We start from the raw sequence: 23,236 nt of genomic DNA on the forward strand, positions 1-23,236 counted from the left end.
GATTAGGGAAGGCGGTGCCCCCGTGGTCATGGACAACCCCGCGGCCCTCACCCCGGCCGACATCGATCTGAGCGACCTGCGCTTCTGGGAACGGCCCGAGCACGAGCGGGCCCAGGCGTTCGCCATGCTGCGGGCCGAGCCGGGCCCGCGCCGGTTCGCCCTGCCGAAGGTGCCGTTCCTGCGGCAGGACCCGGGCGCCTGGGCGCTGGTACGGCACGCCGACGTGGTGGCGGCCAGCCGCCTGCCCGAGGTGTTCAGCAGCGAGCCCAGCGCCACCAGCCCGACCGACCTGCCGCGCTGGATGGACGGCTGGTTCACCTCGATGATCGACATGGACGACCCGCGGCACGCCAAGATCCGCCGCATCGTCTCCCGCGCGTTCACCCCCAAGACCCTCGCCAAGGCCGAGCACGACATCGCGAGCCGCGCCCGGCGCATCGTGGACGACCTGATCGCCGGCGGGCCCGGCGACTTCGTCGCGCGGGTGGCGACGCGGCTGCCGGTCGAGGTGATCTGCGACATGCTCGGCATCCCGCCGCGCGAGCACGAGCGGGTCGTCCGCCTGACCAACATCGTCGTCGGCTACACCGACCCCGAGTACGTCGGCCGCACCGTCGACTACGCCGCCGGCACCGCGCGGGTCGGCCGCCTGCGCGCCGCCCGCCTGCTCGGCACGGTGTCGCTGGCCGGCCGGCGGCTGCACCGCCTGGCCGCCGAGCTGGGCCGGCAGCGCCGCGCCGCCCCGACGGGCGACCTGACCTCCGCCCTGGTCAACGCCAACATCGACGGCGAACGGCTGAGCCCGCGCGAGTTCGGCGCGTTCTTCCTGCTGCTGGTCGCGGCCGGGAACGAGACCACCCGCACGGCTCTGGCCCACGGGCTCAAGCTGCTCACCGACCATCCAGGGCAGCGCGAGCTGCTGCTGGCCGACTTCGACGCCCGCGTCGGCGGGGCCGTGGAGGAGATCGTCCGGCACAGCACGCCGGTGATCTTCATGCGCCGCAACGTCACCCGCGACCACGAGCTGAACGGCCACCGCTTCAAGGCGGGCGACCGGGTGACGCTCTGGTATGCCTCCGCCAACCGGGACGAGAGCGTCTTTCCCGACCCCGACACGTTCGACATCACCCGCTCCCCCAACCCGCACGTCGGCTTCGGCGGGCCCGGCCCGCACTTCTGCCTGGGGGCGAACCTGGCCCGCCGCGAGATCACCGTGATGCTGCGCGAGCTGTTCACGCGGCTGCCGGACATCAGGGCGGGCGAGCCGGACCGGCTGCTGTCCAGCTTCGTCAACGGTTACAAGCGGCTGCCCTGCACGTTCACGCCCCACTGATGCCGCTCGTGAATGAGGTGAACACCCTTCGCGCCCGCCGCGTACCCCCTTGTGGAACGGCACGAAGGAGGCGGACGGGTGACGGTATCGGTCTCGATGTCGGCGAGGCTCGTGCTGGTGACGGCCCTGACCATGACCATGGCGGCCGCCGTCCCCGGCCCCGCCTGGGCCGACCCGTCGCCCGCCCGGGCCAGGGCCCGGCTGGTGAAGCTGAACGAGCGGGCCGACCAGCTCGTCGAGCGCTACAACCAGGCCACGGAGACCTACCGCGCGGCCAGGAAGAAGCACCAGGCGCTGGACGGCGAGCTGGCCGGCAAGGAGCGGCAGGTGGCGGGGCTGCGCGAGGAGCTGGCCGCGATCGCGGTGCACGACTACCAGTTCGGCCCGTCGATGGGCTGGCAGCACATCGCCGTCGGCGGGCGGCCCGAGGCGATGCTCAACGGCATGGCCGCCCTCGACCAGATGGCCCGGGACCGGGCGGCGAAGATCCAGGCGTTCGAGGAGGCCACCAAGGGGCTGCGCGAGCGGCGCGACCAGGCCAGGACCGCCCTGGAAGCGGCCGCGCGGGCCCGTGACGACGTGCGCGGCAAGCAGGAGGAGGTCGAGCGCCTCGTCAAGGAGCAGACCAGGCTGCTGCGCCGGCTCGGCGCCTACCGCAATGGGAACCCGCGCAGCACCGGCATCGCCTACACCGGCCCCGCCACCGGCAACGCCCGCGAAGCCCTCCAGTTCGCCTTCGCGCAGGTCGGCAAGCCCTACCGGTACGGCGGGACCGGGCCGGACAGCTTCGACTGCTCCGGGCTGACCCAGGCGGCCTGGCGGGCCGCCGGGGTGCGGCTGCCCCGCACCACCTACACCCAGTGGGCCTGGGGGGCCGCCCGGCGCGTGCCCCTGGACCAGCTCCAGCCGGGCGACCTGCTGTTCAGCAAGGGGCTGGGGCACATGGGCATGTACGCGGGCGGCGGCCGGATGGTGCACGCCCCGCAGACCGGCGACGTCGTCAAGGTGGTCGATCTCGACGACTACTGGCGGGGCCGCCTCGCCGGCGCCATCCGGCCCTGAAAGCACTGGCCGATCACCGTCACCGGCCGATCACCCTCGCGGGTTGATCGCCGTCACTGGTTGATCTCCGCGCGGGTGAAGACCGGCCCCGCGTGGCGGCCCGTCGGCGTGCCGCCCGAGATCGCCGGCGTGGCGGCCAGCATCTGCCCGGCGAGCTTGAGCTCGAACATGATGCCCATCGCCGCGTCGAGGCGCCCCGGCCGGCCGTCCACGCACCGCTGCAACGCGGTCAGCAGCCGGGTGAACGTGACCCGGAACTGGTGCACCCGCCGCCACCCCTCGGAGTTCCTGTCGAGGTCGTCCACCTGCTGGTTCGGGGTCAGCGGCCACACCCCGTCAGGGTCGAACGGGTAGGGCGCGCCGGTGTAGGAGAAGCCGGCGGGCGCGGACGGGTCGCGCACCAGGCGGCGGCCCTTGGCGATGGCGGCGAAGCGGTAGTAGTGCGCGATGTCGCCGTCGGGGTCGACCGGCGAGGTGGAGGTGCCCTCGCCCTCCTCGATGATGAGGTTGACGGCGCGGGCGGCGTCCTTGGTGGTCCTGATGGGGAAGAGCCGGTCGGCGCCGAACCAGGAGGGCGCCACCACCTGGCGGGTGACGTCGCCGGGCAGCACCGGGTCGGGCAGCGCGAGCAGCGCGTCCACGAGCGTGCGGTAGAACTCGCCGATCGTGGCGAACTCGGGCGGCGCCCCCACCGCGCCCTCCTTCCTGAACACCAGGGGCTCCTCCGGCTCCTCGATCCGCATGAACACCCGCTCCATGAGGCCGCGCGAGAACGGCTCCAGCCCCACCACGAGGTCGTCGCCGATGCCGAGCGGCAGCGGCCCCGGATAGCGCGGCAGGAAGCCGGGCGCGTCGAGGGCGGGGCGGGCGCCGAGCGCGTTGAGCAGGTTGCAGCCGATGAGCAGGTGCAGCATCTCGTCCACGACGACGTCGTGGACGGCCCACCAGATGTCGCGGTTGCGGCCCGGCTTCAGCGACAGCATCGCGGTCAGGTACGGCGGGATGGTGGCGAACTCCAGGCGGACGGCGTCCTGGACCCTCGGGACGAGCTCGTCGGGCTTGCCGGCCCTGGCCACCTCGTCGACGGCCGCGCGGTCGATTCTCAGCATCGCTCATTCACTCCCTCGGTCGCCGGACAGGTGCCGGGCGGCGCTCAGACCGCGTGCCACCAGGTCGCGGGCGGCCACCAGCTTCGGCTCCGGCGGCAGGACGCCGGTGGCCGGCGGCGGCGCGGAGCGGGCCATGGCGCGCGGGGCGGCGGGCAGGCCGTTCAGCCAGCGCAGGATCGTGGCGCGTTTCGGCTCGGACAGGTCGCGGGTGACGGGCATGTGGTTGGGGTCGGTGATGTCGCGGGACAGGGCCAGCAGCATCGCGGCCCGCCACGGCCGGACGGCGTCGAGGTCGCCGAGGTTGACCAGGTGCTCGCCCATGATCGGGTAGTGCGTGGCGTAGGGGGCCAGGATGCGCCGCACCGCGTCCTCGAGGTGCTTCTCCGCCGGGGGCTCGTGGGCGTCGCGCACGTGGGCGGCGATGACGTCCATGGACGGGTCGATGCCGGAGCCGTCGAGGTCGAGGGTGCCGTCGGCGTTCCGGCGCGGGCTGTAGGCGACCTGCTCGACGACGCCGTCGAGGCCGGGGCGCGGCCCGTGCGGATCTCCTGCCTCCAGCGTCACGGTGGCGGTGCCGTCGGGGCCGGTGACGACCGAGTCCGGCACGGTCAGCACGGACGCGTCGCCGAGGACGCGGGCGAGGTGGACGGTGACGCCGGCGGCGGGCGCGCCGCGCTCGCGGGCGTGCAGGGTGACGGTGGCGCGGGCGCCGGCCTCGACGCGGTGCACGAAGCCGTCGGCCCGCACGTACAGGCCGTCCCTGGTCTCCCTGGACAGGACGCGCCGGCCGCCGCCGGCGTCGGCGACGAGCAGCGCCAGCGGGCGGCTCTCCAGGGCTTGCGCGGCCTGCGGCGGGAGCGGGAGGGAGACCACCCCCGACGGCGGCGGGGACGGCAGCAGCACGGCGGTGCCGATGTCGATCACGTCCGCGCCGGGCGGCAGCACGTCGCCGGCCTGCACCTGCTCGCCCGGCAGGACGGCCACGTCGATCCTGGCGGCCCGCGGGTGGGCGGGGCCGGGGCTCGCGGCGAACGGGTAGGCGTTGCCGAGGTCCAGCACCAGGCGGTCGCCGCGGACGACGGCGACCGAGCGGCCGAACGACGTCTCGGAGGTCAGGCTGCCCATGTCCAGGCGCCGCCCGGCCACGAACGACAGCGGCTCGCCCGGCGACCACGGGCCGATGCAGCCGGTCAGCCTGCCGGTGGCGAACGCGGCCGTGCAGCGCTGCGCGGTGATCCCGTACATGGTGAACCGGATCGAGAGCCGCTCCGGCGAGCAGTCGCGCAGCTCGGCCAGCAGGGGGACGGCCGCGGCGGCGGGGCCGTATGCGACCTCCTCCAGGACGGAGACGAACGTGGCGCTCATCATGTCGAAGCCGCCGTCGTCGCCGCCGCGCCCCCACAGGTCGCGGAAGGCGGCGGGCCGGAAGCGGCCCGACAGCAGGCTCTCCCCGCGCGGCCCCGTCAGCCGGACCGTCAGCCCCCAGATCTCGGTGGAGACCTGCCAGTCGGGGTCGAGGTCGACGAGCTTGGCGCTGGCCTGGTCGGGGCTGGTCAGCACGTCGAGGCCGAGAGCCGGGTGGCCCGCCGCCAGCGGCTGCCCCGGCCCCGACTCGCCGCCGGTGACCTTGCAGCCGAGCAGGTCGAACGTGCCGCAGCCGTAGGCGTTCCAGCTCGGCTGCGGCGGATCGGGGCTGCCGAAGGAGCCCGGATCGTTGTTCCCCGTCGGGACGTCGCTGAGGAACCTGCCCGCGAACGTCAGCCGCGGGAAGTCGAGGTAGCTCATCGTGTCCGCCTCCTGGCGTCGTCAAAGATGGTGGGCCCCCGAGTACAAGAACCTTGCTGCCGTTCGGGCGTCCCGGCGATGCCCTGCGGGGATAGACCTCAGGGACCCTCCCCCGTTACGACCCGGATCACCCGGATTCTCCGAATCTCCCGGTGGCGTACGGGTACGGCATGGTAGTGATCTGTAAGCGCCTGCCGACCGGGGCAGGGGCCGCGCTCATCCGCCCGCCCGGCGGTGACCACGCACAGCGACGCGACGGCCACCCGTCGTCGACCGAAGGGTGTGAGACTCATCCAGACGCAAGACGGAGGTGCTCGATGCCGTACCTGACCCAGCTCGCCGATGTCGCCCGCCGCACCGGATACCCGGTGACCGAGGTGGCCGGCTGGCGCAGCCGCGGCCACGGGCCGCAACCGGAGGTGCAGGGCATCGTCTGCCACCACACCGCCGGCCCCGCCGGCGGCGGCGACTACCCCTCGCTCGCCGTGGTCCGCGACGGCCGGCCCGGCCTGTCGGGGCCGCTGTCGCAGTTCGGGCTCGGCCGCTCGGGCCGCATCTACGTCATCGCCGCCGGACGCTGCTGGCACAACGCCCCCTCCACCTCGCCGCGGCACGACAACTCCAGCTCGATCGGCATCGAGGCCGAGAACAACGGCACCCAGCCGTGGCCCGCAGCCCAGCTCGACGCCTACCGGCGGCTGTGCGCGGAGCTGTGCCGCGAGTTCGGGCTGCCCGCCTCGCGCGTCAAGGCGCACCGGGAGGTCAACACCGCCAAGCCCGACCCCCACTCCATCGACATGAACGGGTTCCGGGCGGCCGTCGCCGCCCTCATCGCCGGGACGCCCGGCCCGACCTGGACGGAGAAGATCGTGCGGGAACTGCCGCTGATCCGGCTCGGAGACGACAACCACGACGTCAAGACCGTCAGAGGCTGCCTGTTCGCGCGGGGGCACGTGCCCGCCGCCGCCTACGCCGGCGCGCCGGACGGGCTGGCGGGGTGGCTGAACGCCAGCCGGTGCGACGACGGGCTGGTGGAGCTGGTGCGCGGCTTCCAGCGGGCCCAGGGCCTCGACGACGACGGGCTCGTGGGGCCCCTCACGTGGGCGTCGCTGCTGCGGGTCTCGGCCGGCGCCGCGGCCGTCCCGTCCGGCGCGAGCGCGGCCCCGCCCGTGGAGGCGCCGGCGAGCCGGTGAGCGCGTCCTTCGCGCGGGCGAGCCGGTGAGCCCGCCCTTCGCGCTGGTGCGCCGGTGAGCCCGCCCCTGGCGCGGGCGGCGGGGCGGGGCGCCGGGGCGTGGGATACTTCGGGGATGGCGCGGATCGTCTTCATCGGGGCCGGTGACGTGGAGCTGACACGCCGCGTCCTGTCCGCCCTGATGCTCGCCCCCACGCTGCGCGGCGAGCTGGAGGTCGTGCTGCACGACGACGACCCCGGCCGGCTGGCCACGGCCGAGACGCTGGTGCGGGCGCTCGACGCCGAGGCGGGCGCCGACGCGAAGATCCGCAGCGTGTTCGACCGGCGCCAGGCGCTCGAAGGGGCCGACTTCGTGCTCGCCGACCTCGACGTCGGCGGGTTCGAGGCCACGCTGCGCGACTTCGAGATCCCCCACCGCTACGGCCTGCGCCAGACCATCGGCGACACCATCGGCATCGGCGGCGTCTTCCGCGGCCTGCGCACGATCCCGGTGCTGGTGGAGCTGGCCCGGCAGATGGCCGAGGTGTGCCCGCGGGCGTGGCTGCTGAGCTGCACCGACCCGATGGCGATGACCGGGTGGGCGGTGCACGAGGCCACCGGGTTCGAGCGGTTCGCGGGGCTGTGCCACGCGGTGTGCGACACGCACGCCTACCTCGCCGACCTGGTCGGCCGCGACGAGGACGAGATCACCTTCCTCAGCGCCGGGCTCAACCACCAGTCGTTCGTGCTGCGCTTCGAGGCCGGCGGCCGCTCGCTCTACCCCGAGCTCGACGCCGTCCTGGCCGCCGACCCGCAGTTGCGCCGGCACGTGCGCGCCGAGCTCTACCGCACCTTCGGCTACTACCCCACCCAGTCGAGCGAGCACGCCGCCGAGTACGTGCCGTGGATCATGCGCCACCCCGACGAGACCGCGCGGCTCGGCGTGCCGATCGAGGAGTACCTGCGCCGCGTCGGCCAGAGCCTGCACCTGTACGAGGAGACCCGGCGCGCCCTGTCGGCCGGCCACAAGCTGCTCATCCGGTGGCAGCACCAAGAGCCCGCCGCCGCGATGATCCTGGCCCTGCTGACCGGCGAGGAGAAGGAGATCTACGTCAACGTGGCCAACCGCGGCCTGATCGGCAACCTGCCCGCGCAGGCGTGCGTCGAGGTGCCGGCCCTGGTGGGCGCGGCCGGGGTGCGGCCGCGGGCCGTCGGCGACCTGCCCGTGCAGCTCGCCGCGCTCAACCGCACGTTCCTCAACGTCGTCGAGCTGACCGTGCGGGCCGTGCTCGACGGGGAGCGCGCCCACGTCTACCGGGCGGCCATGCTCGACCCCAACACGGCGGCCACGCTGCCGCTGCCCGCCATCCAGGCGCTGTGCGACGACCTGATCGAGGCGCACGGCGACCTGCTGCCGGCGGCGGTGCGCGGATGAGCGGGCCCCTGCCGATGGAGACGCGCACATGAGCGAGTCGATGCCGACCGAGGTGCGGCGCGAGCGCATGCTGGCGATGCTGACCGAGCAGGAGTTCGCGCGGGTCGCGGAGCTGGCCGAGGCGTTCGGGGTCTCCAGCGTGACCGTCCGCGCCGACCTCGACGCGCTGGAGGAGCAGGGCAAGGTGCGCCGGGTGCGCGGCGGCGCCGTGTCGGCCGGGCCGGCGCCGCACGTCGAGCCGTCGTTCGAGCTGTCGCTGGGCACGGCGGCGGTGGAGAAGTCGTCGATCGCGAAGGTGGCCGCGCGGCTGGTCGCCTCGGGCGAGAGCGTGCTGATGGGGGCGGGCACCACCACCACGTACGTCGCCAGGGAGCTCGTGGCGCGGCCCGACCTGACCGAGGTGACGGTGTTCACCAACGGGCTGCGCACGGCGCTGGAGCTGGAGCCCGCGCTGCCCCGCATCTCGGTCGTGGTGACCGGCGGCAGCCTGCGGCGGCAGCAGCACTCGCTGGTCGATCCGCTGGGCGGCAAGCTGCTGGAGGGCATCCGCGCCCACACCGTCATCCTGGGCTGCGGCGGGGTCGACGCGGCCGGCGGGGTGACGAACGTGAGCCTGCCCGACGCGGAGATGAAGCAGCGCATGTTGCGCGCGGCGACCAGGAAGATCCTGGTCGCCGACGCGTCGAAGCTGGGCGTGGTGGAGATGGCGCCGATCTGCGCGGTCGGCGAGATCGACCTGCTGATCACGGGCGAGTCGGCCGACCCCGAGTGCGTGGCGGCGCTGCGCGACAAGGGGCTGGAGGTCGAGATCGCCCGCTGACACGCCCGCGGGCCGCCTGCTCTCAGCGGGCGCGCAGGGGCTCCGGGAGGAGGTCGCCGTGGGCGCGGGTGAGGTCGTCGGCCAGGCTCCAGATGGCGTCCGGCGTGAGCGTGGCCGCCGTGTTCGGGTCGATCATCAGGGCGTGCCGCACGTGGCGGGGGTCGCCTTCCAGCGCGGCCCGTACCGTCAGCTCGTTGACGCTGACGTACGTCCGGTTCAGGGCCGCGCACTGCGGGGGCAGCGCGCCGATCGCGGTGGGCCGCACGCCGGTGGCGTCGGCGACGCACGGCACCTCCACCACGCAGCCCTGCGGCAGGTTGGAGATGAGGCCGTCGTTGACGACGTTGCCGTAGACGACGCGGGGCGTGCCGGTGACGACGCTGTGGATGATCTGGGGGGCGTACTCGTCGGTGCCGGCGATGTCGAGCTCGCCGCCGTGCCGGACGAGGTCGCGGGTGCGCTTGTACTCGGCCAGGTTCTCCTCGCTGACCCGCAGGTACTCCCCCACGGGGATGCGCAGGCGGTCGAGCTCGGAGTCGTGGTGCATCAGCCACGGCACGTACTCGGCGGAGTGCTCGCTGGTCTCGGTCGGGTAGTAGCCGAGCCGCCGGTACATGTCGATGCGCACGCGCCGCCGCAGCTGCGGGTCCGCCACGTCCAGGCGGGGGTACAGGTCCTCGCCGTCGCGTTCGAAGCGCAGCACCCACGCCTGGTGGTTGACGCCGGCCGCGACGTAGGAGATCTCCTCGTACGGCACCGACACCAGCTCCGCGAGGCCGCGCATCGTCCAGTAGACGGAGTGGCACAGGCCGATGACGTTCCTGACCTTGCCCGACAGGTACCAGACGTTCATGGCCATCGGGTTGGTGTAGTTGAGCAGCAGGGCGTCGGGGCAGACCGCGTTCATGTCCGCGGCGAGGGCGTCGAGCAGCGGGAAGGTGCGCAGCGCGCGGAACACGCCGCCGGCGCCGATGGTGTCGGCGATCGTCTGGCGCAGGCCGTACCTGGCGGGGATCTCGAAGTCGGTGACGGTGGCGTCGTAGCCGCCGACCTGCACCATGTTGATCACGAAGTCGGCGCCGTCCAGCGCCTCCCGGCGGTCGAGGTGGGCGGTGACGGTGGCGCTCTCGCCGGTGATGCGGTGGGCGACGGCCTCGGCCACCTGGAGCCGTTCGGGGTCGATGTCGTGCAGCGCGATGCGCATGCCGGCCAGCTCGGGGAAGGCGACGAGGTCGGCGAGCAGCCCCTGGGTGAAGACGACGCTTCCCGCCCCGACGAACACGATCTTCTTCATTGGGTTGCTTCCTCCCAGGTGGGCTGCGCCGCGGTGCCCCCGGCGGCGCGGGTGGACAGGGTGCCGCAGGTCACGGCGACCGACATGCTCTGGCTGAGGGGCAGGCCGCGCAGGAGGGCGGCCAGCAGGCCCGCGTTGAAGCTGTCGCCGGCGCCGACGGCGTCCACGACGGTGGCGGGACGGGCCGGGACCTCGATCAGCTCGCCGTCGGTGAGGGCGAGGGCGCCGCGCTCGCCGCGTTTGACGACGGGCAGGGTGCCGCGGGCGGCCAGCTCCTTGACCGCGTGCTCGACGTCACTGACGGGGCCGGCGACGGCGCCGGCGATCGCCACGGCCTCGTTCTCGTTGGGGAGCAGCACGTCGGTGACCGGCAGGACGTCGGCCAGGCCCGCCCACCGCCCGGCCGGGTCGTCGTTGGTGTCGAGGGAGGTGGACGCGCCCGCCGCCCTGGCCAGCGCGAACAGCCCGGCCAGCCCCGCGGCCAGCAGCGGCTGCAGGAAGTACGAGGAGACGTGCACGTGCGCGGCGCGTTCCAGGAGGGCGGGCGGCACGTCGGTGGCGGCGAGCCGGTCGAGGCAGCCGGGCGCGGTGAGGATGGCCCGGTCGTCGCCGTCCACGAGGACGACGGTCATGGCGGTGGGCACGGCGGGGTCGACGACGCAGGCCGAGACGTCCACGCCGCCGCCGCGCAGCGCGTCCAGGACGAAGGCGCCCGCGGGGTCGTCCCCCACCCGCCCGGCGAACGCGGTGCGCAGGCCGAGCCGGGCGGCGCCGTACGCGGTGATGGCGCCGGAGCCGCCGAGCACGAGGCCGGCGGCGGGGACGAGCTGCTCGCGCTGGCCGAACGCGGGATGGCGAGGCGAACCGGACACGATCACGTCCGGGTTGGCGTCGCCGACGACAAGAAGGTCGAAGGTCGTTCTGGACACCACGGCACAGTCGCAGGAGTTGTGAAAGCTTGTCAACCCTTGCGGATTTTCGAAGGTATTGACAAGACTTCGAAAGTAGCCATGATGGGCTCCAACATTCCGGAGGGAGCATCCACAGTGCGAAGAAGATCCGTGGCGGCCCTGGTCGCGGCGGTCGTCCTGGCCGCCGCAGGCTGCGGAGGGCCGTCCCAGGAGGGCGCCAAGACCGTGGATCCGCAGGCGAAGGTGAAGCTCACGTGGTGGTCGGGGCAGACCTCCGACGCGCAGAAGATCCTCGAAGGGCTGGCCGCCAAGTTCACCCAGCAGCACCCGAACGTCACCATCGAGGTCACCTCGGGCGCCTCCACCACCGATGAGCTGCTGCAGAAGCTGTCCGCCGGCTTCGCCAGCGGCGTCTATCCGGACATCTCCTACGCCTTCGGCAGCTGGGCCTCCCAGCTGCAGGAGTCGGGCAAGACCCTCGACCTGACCGAGAAGGTACGGGACCCGGCGGTCAAGTGGGCGGAGTTCCCCGAGGCGGCCCGCACCACCGCGACCCCCAACGGCCAGGTCATCGGCTTCCCCGCGCTCGTGGACAACCTCGCCCTGCTCTACAACAAGACGCTGTTCGACGCCAAGAAGGTGCCGTACCCGACCGACGAGTGGACCTGGGACGACTTCAGGGCGGCGGCGAAGAAGCTCACCGACCCCGCGGAGAAGATCTACGGCACCGCGTACTCGGTGAGCGCGTCGGAGGACACCACCTGGCACTTCTGGCCGCTGCTGTGGCAGCGCGGCGGCAGCATCCTGTCGCCCGACGGCAAGCAGGCCGCGTTCAACTCGCAGGCGGGGGTGGACGCGCTGGAGTTCCTGCGGGCGATGGCGGTGGACGACAAGAGCGTCTACCTCGACCAGACCGACGAGCGCTACGCGCCGCTGTTCGGGGACGGCCGGATCGCCATGATCATCAACGGGCCGTGGTCGCTGCTCGAACTGAAGACGAAGAAGACCGACTACGGCGTGGCCTTCCTGCCCGGCACCAACGGCGACCACCAGACGGTCTCCGGGCCGGACCTGTGGACGCTGTTCGACAACGGCGACGCCAACCGGGCGTACTGGTCGTTCGAGCTGATGAAGTGGCTCACCTCGGCCGAGGGCGACGCCCAGTGGAACCTGGCGCAGGGCAACCTGCCGCTGCGCGCCTCGGAGACGTCGCTGCCGGAGTACCGGACCTACGTCAAGGAGTACCCGGGCGCGGAGAAGCTGGTGGCCAACCTGGCCAACGCCAAGCAGGCCCGCCCCACCGTCAGCGGGTACGTCGAGATGTCGCGCCACGTCGGCGAGGCCATCGCCAAGGCGTTGCAGGGCGCGGCCACGCCGAAGGCGGCGCTGGACGAGGCGGCCGCCAAGTCGCGCCAAGCGCTGGCCGGGGGCTGAGCATGTCGGTGCTGTTCGCCGGGCGGCGCCAGGCCGCCCCCGCCCACGCGGCCATCCCGTCCGGCCGGCTGCGGTGGCTGCGCCGCAGCCTGGTCGGCTGGGGATTCGCGGGGCCCGCCACCGCGCTCGTCGTGGGCCTGTCGATCTTCCCCGCGGTGTGGGCGTTCCTCATCTCACTGCAGAAGTGGAACGGCATCGCCCCCGCCAAGCCGATCGGCTGGCTGAACTACCAGCTCATGGCCGAGGACCCGGACCTGCTCGCGGCGGTGCGGCACACGCTGGTGTTCACGGTGCTGTTCGTGCCCGCCTCGATCTTCCTCGGGATGCTCGTCGCCGTCGCCCTGAACCGGCCGATCAAGCTGGTCGGCTTCTACCGTACGTGCATCTTCATCCCGTTCGTGGCGTCGGCGGCGGCCACCGGCATCCTGGCCAGCTTCGTCTTCAACCCCCAGTACGGCGCCGCCAACAGCGTGCTGCGCACCCTCGGCCTGCCGCAGCAGCAGTTCCTGGAGAGCCAGTGGCAGGCGCTGCCGGTGATCTGCCTGATCGCGCTGTGGGGCCAGGTCGGCTTCACCGTGGTCGTGTACCTGGCCGCGCTCCAGGACATCCCGAAGGACGTGGTCGAGGCGGCCAGGATGGACGGCGCCAACCGCTGGCAGGTCTTCCGGCACGTCACGCTGCCCGCGCTCGGGCCGGTCACGGTCTTCACCTCCATCTGGCAGACGATCACCGCGTTGCAGCTGTTCGACCTGGTCTTCACCACGACGCGGGGCGGCCCGCTGGGGGCGACGCAGACGATCGTCTACTACGTCTACACCCAGGCGTTCAAGCTCACGAAGTTCGGCTACGGCTCGGCCGTCGCCTACGGGCTGTTCGCCGCGACCATGCTCATCACCGTCGGGATGATCATCTACTCCCGGCGCAGCAGGATCGAGGCCTTCTGATGAGACGCCTGCCGTTCAGCCCCTGGCACCTGCTGCTGATGCCGCTGGCCCTGCTGTTCGCGCTGCCGCTGGTGCAGATGGTGCTGACCGCGTTCATGCCCGACGGCGACATCAACCGCTTCCCGCCCCGCTTCATCCCGACCCGGCTGCAGCTCGACGGCTTCATCGGCCTGTTCACCCAGTCGCAGGCGCTGCGCTGGCTCGCCAACACCGTCATCGTGGCCGCGATCGCGGTGCTCGCGCAGCTCGTGCTCTGCTCGATGGCCGGCTACGGCTTCGCCCGCCTGAAGTTCTTCGGCAGGACCGCCGGCTTCCTGATGATCCTGGCCACCATCATGATCCCGACGCAGCTCCTGATGATCCCGACGTACGTGATGTTCAGCCGGCTCGGCCTGATCGACACCTTGGCGGCGGCGTTCGTGCCGTGGCTGGCGTCGGCGTTCGGGATCTTCCTGATGCGGCAGTTCTTCCTGTCGCTGCCGGCCGAGCTGGAGGACGCGGCCCGCATCGACGGCTGCTCCACGTTCGGCGTGTTCTGGCGGGTGGTGCTGCCGCTGGCCAGGCCGGCGCTGGCGACGCTGACCGTGTTCACGCTGCTCGGCTCGTGGAACGACCTGATCTGGCCGCTGGTCGCGATCAGCGACGAGAGCCTCTACACGATCCAGCTCGGGCTGGCCAACTTCCAGGGCACCCGGCACACGCAGTGGTCGCTGCTCATGGCCGGGAACGTGGTGGCCACGCTGCCGCTGATCATCGCCTTCGTGCTGGCGCAGCGGCAGTTCGTGGCCACGATGACGTTCAGCGGCCTGAAGGGGTGAGCCTCACCAGGCGACCGGTCCTCACCAGACGACCGGCAGAGAGGTCAGCCCGTACACGACGTTCATGGACCGGAACTCCGGCTGCGGCCCCGCCTCCCGCAGCCCCGGGAAGCGCTCGAACAGGGCGGGGAAGGCGATCTGCATCTCCATCCTGGCCAGCGGCGCCCCGAGACAGTGGTGCACGCCGTGACCGAAGGCGACATGCCCCAGGTCGCCCCGGGACAGGTCGAGCCGGTCGGGGTCGGGCACCAGCGCCGGGTCCCGGTTGGCCGCGGCCAGCGAGACCGCCACCACCGCGCCCTCGGGGATGCGCACCCCGGACAGCTCGACCTCGGCCGTGGTGACCTTGAACATGCCCGAGTGCACGATGCTCAGCCAGCGCAGCAGCTCCTCCACCGCCGCGCCGATGCGCTCGGGCTCCTTGCGCAGCAGCGCGAGCTGGTCGGGATGGCGCAGCAGGGCCAGCGTGCCGAGGCCGAGCATGTTGGACGTCGTCTCGTGGCCGGCCACCAGCAGCAGGCTGCCGATGCCGATCAGCTCGCCGGTGGACAGGTCGTCGCCGTGCTCCCGCACCAGCATGCCGAGCAGGTCGTCGCCCGGCTCCACGCGCGAGCGGGCGACCAGCTCGCCCATGTACGCGCGCGCGGCCTCGCGGATCGGCGCCCGCTCCTCCAGCGACAGCGACAGGTCGAGCAGCCTCGACGTGCGCCGCTGGAACTCCTCCCGGTCCGCGTACGGCACGCCGAGCAGCTCGCAGATCACCAGCGACGGGATCGGCAGCGCGAACGACGCCACCAGGTCCGCCGGCGTGCCCGCCGCCTCCATCGCGTCCAGGCGCTGCCGGACGATCTCGTGGACGCGCGGCTCCATGCGCCGCATGCGGCGCATCGTGAACTCGGCCGTCAGCATCCGGCGCAACCGCGTGTGCTCCGGCGAATCGAACAGCAGCAGGTGGCCCGCCCGCTGCGCCTCCACCTGCTCCGGCGGCATGTCGGGCGCGCCCGGCGGGCGCGGCTGCCGCCCGTAGCTGAAGCGTTCGGGGTCGCCCAGCACCTCACGGACGTCGGCGAAGCGGGTCACCACCCACACGTCCAGGCCGAACGGGGTGGCGACCCGGCGCACGCCCTCCCGCTCGCGCACCGCGACGAGCTCGGGGGCCGGGTCGAACAGGGAGCGGCGCATGTAGAGGGGTAAGGTCGCGGAATCGCTCATGTCATCTCCCGATGCCTTCACCAGGTGACCTGGAAGGACGTCAGCCCGTACACGACGTTCATGGACCGGAACCCGGGCCGCGGCCCCGCCTCGCGCAGCCCGGGGAAGCGCTCGAACAGGGCGGGGAAGGCGATCTGCATCTCCATCCTGGCCAGCGGCGCGCCCAGGCAGTGGTGCACGCCGTGGCCGAAGGCCACGTGCCCCAGGTCGCCGCGGGACAGGTCGAGCCGGTCGGGGTCGGGCACCAGCGCGGGGTCCCGGTTGGCGGCCGGCAGGGCGCACGCCACCACCGCGCCCTCCGGGATGCGCACCCCCGACACCTCTACCTCGGCCGTGGTGACCTTGAAGACGCCGGAGTGCACGATGCTCAGCCAGCGCAGCAGCTCCTCCACCGCCGCGCCGATGCGCTCGGGCTCCTTGCGCAGCAGCGCGAGCTGGTCGGGATGGCGCAGCAGGGCCAGCGTGCCGAGGCCGAGCATGTTGGAGGTGGTCTCGTGGCCCGCGAGCAGCAGCAGGTCGCCGATGCCGGCCAGCTCGCCGGCGGTCAGCTCGTCGCCGTGCTCGCGCACCAGCATGCCGAGCAGGTCGTCGCCCGGCTCCTTCCTCGACCTGGCGACCAGCTCCCCCATGTACGCGCGGGCGCCGTCACGCGCCTCGGCCCGCTCCTTCATGGGCAACGACAGGTCGAGCAGCCTCGTCGTGCGCCGCTGGAACTCCTCCCGGTCCGCGTACGGCACGCCGAGCAGCTCGCAGATCACCAGCGACGGGATCGGCAGCGCGAACGAGGCCACCAGGTCCGCCGGAGGGCCCGCCGCCTCCATCGCGTCGAGGTGGTCGGCCACGATCTCCTTGACGCGCGGCTCCAGCCGCCGGATGCGGCGCATCGTGAACTCCGGCGTCAGCATTCGGCGCAACCGCGTGTGCTCCGGCGGGTCGTACATCAGCAGGTTGCCCGCCCGCACCGCCGCGAGCTGCTCCTGCGACAGCGGCGGCGCGCCCGGCGGGCGCGGCTGCCGGGCGTTGCTGAACCGCACCGGGTCGCCCAGCACCTCACGGACGTCGGCGAACCGGGTCACCACCCAGATGTCCAGCCCGAACGGGGTGGGGACGCACCGCACGCCCTCCCGCTCGCGCACCGTGACGAGCTCCGGATCCGGGTCGAACAACGAACGGCGCATGTAGAGCGGTAGAGCCGCGGAATCGCTCATGTCGTCTCCCTACGGGGGATCTGCGCTGACCGCACCTCCCGATGCTAGGCGCTCCCGTCCGCCCGTGAGCGGCCCGGCGGCACGAGATCGCCGAGCGACAGGGCCAGCCACAGGTGCAGGCGGTGGCCGGGGTCCGAGAACGGGCGGCCCGAGACGCGTTCCGCGGTGGTCAGGCGGCGGCGCAGCGTGTTGCGGTGCACGCCCAGGCGCCTGGCCGCCAGCTCCAGGTTCTCCCCCGCCTCCAGGTACGCCCGGACCGTGGCCACCAGGTCGCCGCCGTGCCGGGCCTCGTGCTCGACCAGCGGGCGCAGCACGGCGGCGGAGAAGCGGCGGGCGGCCTCCGGGACGAAGGCGTCCCTGAGCAGGGCGGCGGCCTCCAGCTCGTCCACGTGCGTGTAGCCGGGGCCGCGGCCGGCCAGGGCGGTGGCGTGGCGGGCGGCGGCGGGCAGCTCGTCCAGGTCGTGTGCCCGGCAGCCGCCGCCCGGGGCGCCCAGCCTGGCGCACAGCCGCGCGCCCCGCGACCGGCCGTCCCGGGCCTGGGGACCCTCCGGCAGCAGGTCTTCGGGGAGCGGGTCTTCGGGGAGCACGAAGAGGGTCGTTCCGTCGGGGCGGACGCAGACGAACGCGTGTTCCTCCGCGTCCGGGCCGGCCAGCACGTCCTCCAGCGCCTCCATCGCCGTCTCCGCCGGGATCGCCGCCCGCACCGCGATCACCTCGTACGGCGGCGCCGCCGGGCACAGCTCGCCGAGCTGGCGCGGCGTCAGGGTGCCGTCGAGCACGGCCGACAGCAGCGCGGCCCGCTGCGCGTGCGCCCTGGCCCGGCCCGCCCGCGCGCCCGCCAGCCCCATCGCCAGCAGGCAGGCCGCCTGGTTGGCGAGCATCCTGGTGTGCCACTCCAGGGGTGCGGCGGTGCGGATCGCCAGCCAGCCGCTCGGCGGGCCGGTGAAGCCGAGGCTCTGCACCTGGACGGCGTGCAGGCCGTCGTCGAGCACGGTGGCGCCGCGCCGCGCCATGCCCCGGGCCGCCGCGACCGCCCTGGCATGCCAGGACGTTCCCCGGGACGAGCCGGACGAGCCCGACGAGCCGGACGAGGCGGAGGAAGCGGAGGAAGCGGACGCGCGGGGCGTCCCGTGCGGGCCCAGCAGCAGGGCCTCGCCGCCCGTGTGCTCGGCCAGGGCCCGCACGATGCCCGTGCTGCCCGCGTGCAGCGCCGCCCGCGCCATCGCCTCCTGGGCGGCCACGACGCGCCGCTCGCCGCGTACCCGCTCGTCGGCGTGCCAGCGGGCGACCGCCTCCGTCACCGCGATGAACGGCGTCAGGATCTCCAGCACCGGCAGGCCGCAGTCGTCGGCGGCGGCCAGCACCTCGCCGGGCACCGAGGTCAGCGCCTCCCCGAGGGCGAAGGCGAGCGCCGCGCAGCCCGCGCCGACCAGCCGCTCGACGTACGCGCGCCGCCCGGCCGCGTCGGCGGGCAGGCCGAGGCCGATCGTCATCACCAGCTCGCCGCCCAGCAGCCACGGCACCGGGTCGGTCAGCTCCGACACGTGCGCCCACCGCACCATCCGCGTCAGCCCCGCGCGCCCGGCCAGCAGCCGCATCTCCATGGCCGGCAGGGTCATCACCTGGGCCACGCTCAACGCCACGGCGCCACCTCACGAGTGTGCATACCGCACTCTAATTCACCGCCGGTGGTGCGTTTCGTCCCGGCTCTCCTCCCCCTGAGCTGCGCTTATCGTCGTCGCACCCCCTACAACCGGAGGATCCATGAACCGCGCCACCCGGGCGGCCGGCGCCGCCTTCGTCGGGACCACGATCGAGTGGTACGACTTCTACGTCTACGCCACCGCGGCCGCCCTGCTCTTCGACGACCTGTTCTTCCCCAACGCCTCCAGCCCCACGGTGGCGCTCATGGCGTCCTTCGCCACCTACGCGGTCGGCTTCTTCGCCAGGCCGCTCGGCGGCATCGTGTTCGGCCACTTCGGCGACCGGGTCGGCCGCAAGTCGGCGCTGGTGGTGACGCTGCTCATGATGGGCGGCGCCACGTTCCTGGTCGGCCTGCTGCCCACGTACGACTCCATCAGCGCGCTCGCGCCGGTGCTGCTGGTGCTGCTGCGCTTCGTGCAGGGGCTCGCGGTCGGCGGCGAGTGGGGCGGCGCGGCGCTCATGGCCGTCGAACACGCGCCGGCGGGCAGGAAGACGTTCTACGGCGGGTTCGCGCAGCTCGGCAACCCGGCGGGCGCGCTGCTCGCGACCGGCGCGTTCAGCCTCATGAGCCTGTCCGGCGAGCAGGCCATGCAGGCGTGGGGCTGGCGGGTGCCGTTCATCGTCTCGGCCGTGCTGGTGCTGGTCGGCCTGTTCATCCGGCTGCGGGTGGAGGAGTCGCCCGTCTTCGAGGCGGCCGAGCGGACCGGGGTGCCGATCAAGGAGGTGTTCCGCACGTCGTGGCGGTCGGTGCTGCTCGGCGTCGGCACGCTGCCGGTCGCGATCGGCGGCTACTACCTGCTGACCACGTTCCTGCTGTCGTACGCGACCGGGCCGTCCGTCGGCGCGTCCGAGCAGCTCATCCTGAACGGCCTGAGCTTCGCCTCGTTCGTCGAGCTGGTCGCCACGCTCGGCATCGCCTGGCTGGGCGACCGGTTCGGCGCCCGCAAGGTCGCCGTCTGGTTCCTGGTGCTGACGGCGTTGCTGGCCGTGCCGCAGTTCGCGGTGCTCGGCTCCGGGAACGCGGTGCTGATCTTCGCGTTGCTCGGGCTGATGCGGCTGGCCACGTCCGGCACGTACGGGCCGATGGCCGCGATCCTGGCCGAGATGTTCCCGCCGCAGGTCCGCTACACCGGGATCTCGCTCGCCTACCAGGGCGCCGGCGCGATCTTCGGCGGCCTGTCGCCGCTGGCCGCCACCGCGCTCGTCGGCGCGTACGGCGGCGCCGCCTGGCCGGCCGTGGCGCTGCTCGTCGGCATGTGCGTGCTCAGCGTCATCTGCCTGGCCGTGGCGCCGCGCCACCGCGACCGCAAGCCCGTCCCCTCGACCATCGCCGAATAGACCGAACAGCTCGTCAGCGAACAGGAGAGTCCTCTCATGTCCACCACGACCGTCATCACCGGCGGCAAGGTCATCACCATGGACCCGGCGAACCCGCACGCCCACGCCGTGGCGGTGCGCGACGGCCGGATCCTGGCCGTCGGCCGCGAGCCGGACGTGCTGGCCGCCGCCGGCCCCGGCGCGCGCCTGGTCGACGCGGGCGGGCGCAGCGTCCTGCCGGGCTTCATCGACCCGCACAACCACCTGCTGTCCACGGCCGAGACGCTGGTGGCGGTGGACGCCCGCTACCCGGCCGTCGGCAGCGCCGCCGACCTGGTCGCCGCCATCGCCGCCGAGGCCGCCAGGACGCCCGCCGGCCAGTGGATCAGGGCGTACGGGATGGACGACGCCAAGTTCCCCGGCGGCCGGCCGACGCGGCGCCAGCTCGACGAGGCCACCACCGACCACCCCGTGATCGTCTACCACGTGTCGGGGCACCAGGCCGTGGTGAACTCCGCCGCGCTCGCCTGGCGCGGCATCGGCGAGGACGTGCCCGACCCGGCCGGCGGCGCGTTCGTGCGCGACGAGGGCGGCCGGCTGACCGGCATGGTGCTGGACTCCGCCATGGAGCTGCTGCTGCCCGTCGCCGTGGACATCGGCTGCCACGGCCCCAACTTCCACGTCGACCTGCCGCTGGAGCAGCTGCGGTCGTGGCTGGAGCTGGCCGGCGGGACGTACCTGCGGGCTGGCGTCACCACCGTGTGCGACCCGCAGGTGTCGCGGCGGGAGCTGCGGGTGTACCGGTCGGCGTGGGAGGCGGGCACGCTGCCCGTGCGCACCGCCGTCATGCCGCTGTCGCACATGCTGGACGAGCTGACCTCGATCGGGCTGGCCGGGCCGTTCGGCGATGACCGGCTGCGGTTCGGCGCGATGAAGTTCTACTGCGACGGGACGCTGCTCGGCGGCACCGCCATGTTCGAGGAGCCGTACGGGGACGGCTTCACCGGCTCCCTCTACCACGAGCCCGCCCAGCTCGTGGAGCTGGTCCGCAAGGCGGCCTCCGCCGGCTGGCAGGTCGGCATCCACACGCAGGGCGACCGCGCCATGGGCTACTCCCTCGACGCGATCAAGGCCGCCGTGGCCGTGTCGGGCGACGACGCCAGGCCGCGCGTCGAGCACTGCGGGCACCCGACTCCGGCGCAGGTCAGGGAGTTCGCGGCGCTCGGGGTGATCCCCGTCAACCAGCCCAATTTCCTGTACGACAGCGGCACCGACTTCGTGCGCCGGCTCGGCGAGCGGCGGGCGCACCGGCTGCAGCCGATGCGCGAGGAGCTGGACGCCGGGCTGCGGCCGGTGCTGTCCAGCGACTCGTTCGTGTCGTCGCTGCGGCCCATGGAGACCATCTCCAACGCGGTCCGGCGGCGGACCCGCGAGGGCGGGCCCATCGGGGCCGAGCAGGCGATCACGCTGGAGGAGGCGCTGCGGGCGCACACCATCGACGCCGCGTACGCGCTGCGCATGGAGGACCGGATCGGGTCGCTGTCGGTGGGCAAGCTCGGGGACGTGGTCGTCCTGGACGCCGACGTGACCGCCCTGCCGGCCGAGAGGCTTTCGGGGGTGGACGCGTGGCTGACCATGCTGGACGGGGACATCGTCCACCAGGCCTGACCCGGGCGCGCGGCCGCTCAGCGACACGCTGCGGCGTGGCGTCGTGCACCGGCCCCCGAGGTGGTGCGGAGTCCTACCGCCGCGACCTCACCGCCACCGGCACGACCGCCCATGCGGGCCGCTCCGGCGCCTGGAACGCGGTGGCGCCCCGGCCAGGGTGAGCCCAGGCCGGGGCGGTTCTCACGAGGGTCAGTCCTGAGTGCCGAACCCGCCCAGGGCGACCGGCTTGGGACGTTCGCACGTGCTCTCCACGTTCACCGCCCGGTCCTCGTGCGCCGAGGCGAGCAGGGACTCCATGACGTCGAGCACGTGGAAGGCCAGCGTGCCGCCCGCGCGGGGTTCGCGGCCCTCGGCGAGGTCGATCAGGCCGACCCCGCGGCCGGCGTCGGCGTAGCCGGCCGACACCGGGAGCGGGCGCGGGCCGTCGTCGCCGAGCCGGGTCAGCAGCACCTCGCCGTCGAAGTGGTTGGGGTCGGGCACCACGAGGGAGCCGCGCTCGCCGTGCACCTCGATGTTGGGGGCCTTGGTGGCCACCGCGTCGAAGCTCATGACCAGCGTGGACAGCGCGCCGGACTCGTGCACGAGCACGCCCGTGACGTGCGTGTCCACGGTGACGGGGATCTCCTCGCCCTGGCGCGGCCCGGAGCCGATCGTGCGCTTGGCCCGGGTGCGGCTGGCCGCGCCGATCACCTTCGCCACGGGCCCGAGCAGCGTCACCAGGCTGCTGACGTAGTACGGGCCCATGTCCAGGAGCGGGCCGCCGCCGGGCACGTAGTAGAAGTCGGGGTTGGGGTGCCAGCGCTCGTGCCCCGGCGTCACCATCGTCGCCGTGGCGGCGATCGGCCGGCCGATGAGGCCGTCGTCGATGGCCTGGCGGGCGGTCTGCGTGCCGGTGCCGAGCACCGTGTCGGGCGCGCAGCCCACTCGTACCCCCGCCGCCTGCGCCGCTTCCAGGACGCGGCGCGCGTCCTGGCCGGTCGCGGCGAGCGGCTTCTCGCAGTAGACGTCCTTGCCCGCCGCGATCGCCTGGAGGGCGATCTCGGCGTGCGCGGCGGGGATGGTCAGGTTGAGCACGGCGCCGATGCGCGGGTCGGCCAGCAGCTCCGCGACGCTCAGCACGTCCACGCCCGGGTACGCCGCGACCGCCTCCCGCGCGCGTTCGAGGTCGAGGTCGGCCACGGCCACCAGTCGGACCTGCGGCAGCCGGTCGATGGTGCGCAGGTACTGGGCCGAGATGGCTCCGAGACCGACGATGCCGAGGTTCAGCGGCTGGCCCACAACATTCCCCTCTCGATGATGGTGCGCACGCTGTCGTGCTGGAGGACGTCGAGGCTGTGCCCCGGGGTCGCGACGAAGATGCGGCCCTTGCCCCAGCGGCGCGTCCAGATCGCCGGCGAGGTCACCTCCCGGTGCCAGGGGTCCCACGGGCGCACCTTCTGCGTCGTGGTCGCCAGCACGTCGTTGTAGTCGTCGGCCAGCACCCAGTACTGCTCGGTGACCAGGTCGAAGTCGCCGATGCCCTGGGTGATGGGGTGCGTGGCCGCCTCGGGCAGCATGTTCACGGTGTAGGGGACGAAGTTGTGCCGCTCGGTGCCCGCGTCCTCGTCGTCGGGGTGCTTGCCGGGGTGGCAGGCGAACTGGCCGCCGATGAGGTGCAGGTAGTCGGAGGAGTTGCGGTAGGAGTCGGCGATGCCGCCGTGCCAGCCGGCCATGCCGGTGCCGGCCTCGATGGCCGCCCGCAGGCCCTTGAGCTGGTCCTGCTCGATGGTGCCCATCGTGTAGCACTGCACGATGAGGTCGATCTCGGACATGAACGCGGGGTCCGCGTAGGGCGCCGGGCTGTCCGCCAGCCGCACCTCGAACCCGTTCTTCTCCAGGAAGGGGACGAACAGGTCGGTGGCCACCACCGGGACGTGCCCTTCCCATCCGCCTCGCACCACGAGGACCGTACGTTTGTGCTCGCCCGCCATGCATTCGCCAATCACTCGATGAACCACAAAAAAGGCCGTGC

19 protein-coding genes are annotated in these 23,236 nt (G+C 73.2%); 10 read left to right on the forward strand and 9 right to left on the reverse strand.

What is annotated here, in order from left to right; genetic code table 11:
• The first annotated feature begins 28 nt into the window (after positions 1-28).
• Both HCN51_RS19750 and HCN51_RS19755 read left to right on the forward strand, forming a co-directional pair.
• Positions 29-1,333 carry a cytochrome P450 gene (locus HCN51_RS19750; RefSeq protein WP_168011005.1) on the forward strand — a complete coding sequence of 435 codons (1,305 nt, stop codon included), beginning with the start codon at positions 29-31 and terminating at the stop codon, positions 1,331-1,333.
• Between the two features lie 78 nt (positions 1,334-1,411).
• Positions 1,412-2,395 carry a C40 family peptidase gene (locus tag HCN51_RS19755; protein WP_346433713.1) on the forward strand — a complete coding sequence of 328 codons (984 nt, stop codon included), beginning with the start codon at positions 1,412-1,414 and terminating at the stop codon, positions 2,393-2,395.
• A 53-nt stretch (positions 2,396-2,448) separates the two neighbouring features.
• Here HCN51_RS19755 and HCN51_RS19760 read toward each other — a convergent pair whose 3' ends face one another.
• A complete protein-coding gene (locus HCN51_RS19760; protein ID WP_168011006.1) occupies positions 2,449-3,504 on the reverse strand; it encodes a ferritin-like domain-containing protein in 1,056 nt (351 codons plus the stop codon).
• A 3-nt stretch (positions 3,505-3,507) separates the two neighbouring features.
• On the reverse strand, positions 3,508-5,289 hold the full coding sequence (locus HCN51_RS19765; protein ID WP_168011007.1) for a hypothetical protein: 1,782 nt from the start codon (positions 5,287-5,289) through the stop codon (positions 3,508-3,510).
• A gap of 317 nt (positions 5,290-5,606) precedes the next feature.
• Here HCN51_RS19765 and HCN51_RS19770 point away from each other — a divergent pair, with 317 nt between their 5' ends.
• The 3 genes from HCN51_RS19770 (at position 5,607) to HCN51_RS19780 (ending at position 8,715) form a co-directional block, all read left to right on the forward strand.
• On the forward strand, positions 5,607-6,482 hold the full coding sequence (locus HCN51_RS19770; RefSeq protein ID WP_168011008.1) for a peptidoglycan recognition protein family protein: 876 nt from the start codon (positions 5,607-5,609) through the stop codon (positions 6,480-6,482).
• 114 nt (positions 6,483-6,596) lie between these two features.
• On the forward strand, positions 6,597-7,895 hold the full coding sequence (locus HCN51_RS19775) for a family 4 glycosyl hydrolase (RefSeq protein WP_168011009.1): 1,299 nt from the start codon (positions 6,597-6,599) through the stop codon (positions 7,893-7,895).
• A 28-nt stretch (positions 7,896-7,923) separates the two neighbouring features.
• Positions 7,924-8,715: a DeoR/GlpR family DNA-binding transcription regulator gene (locus tag HCN51_RS19780; protein ID WP_080038999.1), complete on the forward strand. Its 792-nt coding sequence runs from the start codon at positions 7,924-7,926 to the stop codon at positions 8,713-8,715.
• A gap of 22 nt (positions 8,716-8,737) precedes the next feature.
• Here the strand turns inward: HCN51_RS19780 and melA are convergent, their stop codons facing one another.
• On the reverse strand, positions 8,738-10,009 hold the full coding sequence (gene melA / locus HCN51_RS19785; RefSeq protein WP_168011010.1) for an alpha-glucosidase/alpha-galactosidase: 1,272 nt from the start codon (positions 10,007-10,009) through the stop codon (positions 8,738-8,740).
• On the reverse strand, positions 10,006-10,938 hold the full coding sequence (locus HCN51_RS19790; protein WP_168011011.1) for a PfkB family carbohydrate kinase: 933 nt from the start codon (positions 10,936-10,938) through the stop codon (positions 10,006-10,008). Before HCN51_RS19790 ends, melA begins: the two co-directional genes overlap by 4 nt.
• 117 nt (positions 10,939-11,055) lie before the next feature.
• Here HCN51_RS19790 and HCN51_RS19795 point away from each other — a divergent pair, with 117 nt between their 5' ends.
• The 3 genes from HCN51_RS19795 to HCN51_RS19805 are packed head-to-tail and all read left to right on the forward strand — an operon-like array spanning position 11,056 to position 14,116.
• Complete coding sequence (locus tag HCN51_RS19795) at positions 11,056-12,354, forward strand: extracellular solute-binding protein (protein WP_206067273.1); 1,299 nt, start codon at positions 11,056-11,058, stop codon at positions 12,352-12,354.
• 2 nt (positions 12,355-12,356) lie between these two features.
• The gene (locus tag HCN51_RS19800; RefSeq protein WP_168011013.1) at positions 12,357-13,298 is read left to right on the forward strand and encodes a carbohydrate ABC transporter permease; all 942 of its coding nucleotides are present in this window, start codon (positions 12,357-12,359) and stop codon (positions 13,296-13,298) included.
• Complete coding sequence (locus tag HCN51_RS19805) at positions 13,298-14,116, forward strand: carbohydrate ABC transporter permease (RefSeq protein WP_168011014.1); 819 nt, start codon at positions 13,298-13,300, stop codon at positions 14,114-14,116. Before HCN51_RS19800 ends, HCN51_RS19805 begins: the two co-directional genes overlap by 1 nt.
• 21 nt (positions 14,117-14,137) lie before the next feature.
• On the opposite strand, the gene HCN51_RS19810 is transcribed toward HCN51_RS19805, so the two are convergent.
• Genes HCN51_RS19810 through HCN51_RS19820 form a run of 3 tightly spaced genes read right to left on the reverse strand, consistent with a single transcriptional unit; the run spans position 14,138 to position 18,179 of the window.
• Complete coding sequence (locus HCN51_RS19810) at positions 14,138-15,328, reverse strand: cytochrome P450 (protein ID WP_168011015.1); 1,191 nt, start codon at positions 15,326-15,328, stop codon at positions 14,138-14,140.
• Between the two features lie 17 nt (positions 15,329-15,345).
• On the reverse strand, positions 15,346-16,536 hold the full coding sequence (locus HCN51_RS19815; RefSeq protein ID WP_168011016.1) for a cytochrome P450: 1,191 nt from the start codon (positions 16,534-16,536) through the stop codon (positions 15,346-15,348).
• Positions 16,537-16,580: 44 nt separating this feature from the next.
• On the reverse strand, positions 16,581-18,179 hold the full coding sequence (locus HCN51_RS19820; protein ID WP_168011017.1) for a PucR family transcriptional regulator ligand-binding domain-containing protein: 1,599 nt from the start codon (positions 18,177-18,179) through the stop codon (positions 16,581-16,583).
• A gap of 121 nt (positions 18,180-18,300) precedes the next feature.
• Between HCN51_RS19820 and HCN51_RS19825 the strand changes: the two genes are divergently transcribed.
• Complete coding sequence (locus HCN51_RS19825; RefSeq protein ID WP_168011018.1) at positions 18,301-19,578, forward strand: MFS transporter; 1,278 nt, start codon at positions 18,301-18,303, stop codon at positions 19,576-19,578.
• A 36-nt stretch (positions 19,579-19,614) separates the two neighbouring features.
• Positions 19,615-21,225, forward strand: a complete 1,611-nt coding sequence (locus HCN51_RS19830) for an amidohydrolase (RefSeq protein WP_168011019.1) — start codon at positions 19,615-19,617, stop codon at positions 21,223-21,225.
• Positions 21,226-21,414: 189 nt separating this feature from the next.
• Here the strand turns inward: HCN51_RS19830 and HCN51_RS19835 are convergent, their stop codons facing one another.
• Entirely contained in the window at positions 21,415-22,503 is a 1,089-nt protein-coding gene (locus HCN51_RS19835; RefSeq protein ID WP_168011020.1) for a Gfo/Idh/MocA family protein, read from the reverse strand.
• On the reverse strand, positions 22,488-23,162 hold the full coding sequence (locus tag HCN51_RS19840; protein ID WP_346433714.1) for a ThuA domain-containing protein: 675 nt from the start codon (positions 23,160-23,162) through the stop codon (positions 22,488-22,490). Before HCN51_RS19840 ends, HCN51_RS19835 begins: the two co-directional genes overlap by 16 nt.
• Positions 23,163-23,236 lie beyond the last annotated feature (74 nt).

The organism is Nonomuraea composti (assembly GCF_012034275.1).
GTDB lineage: Bacteria > Actinomycetota > Actinomycetes > Streptosporangiales > Streptosporangiaceae > Nonomuraea > Nonomuraea composti.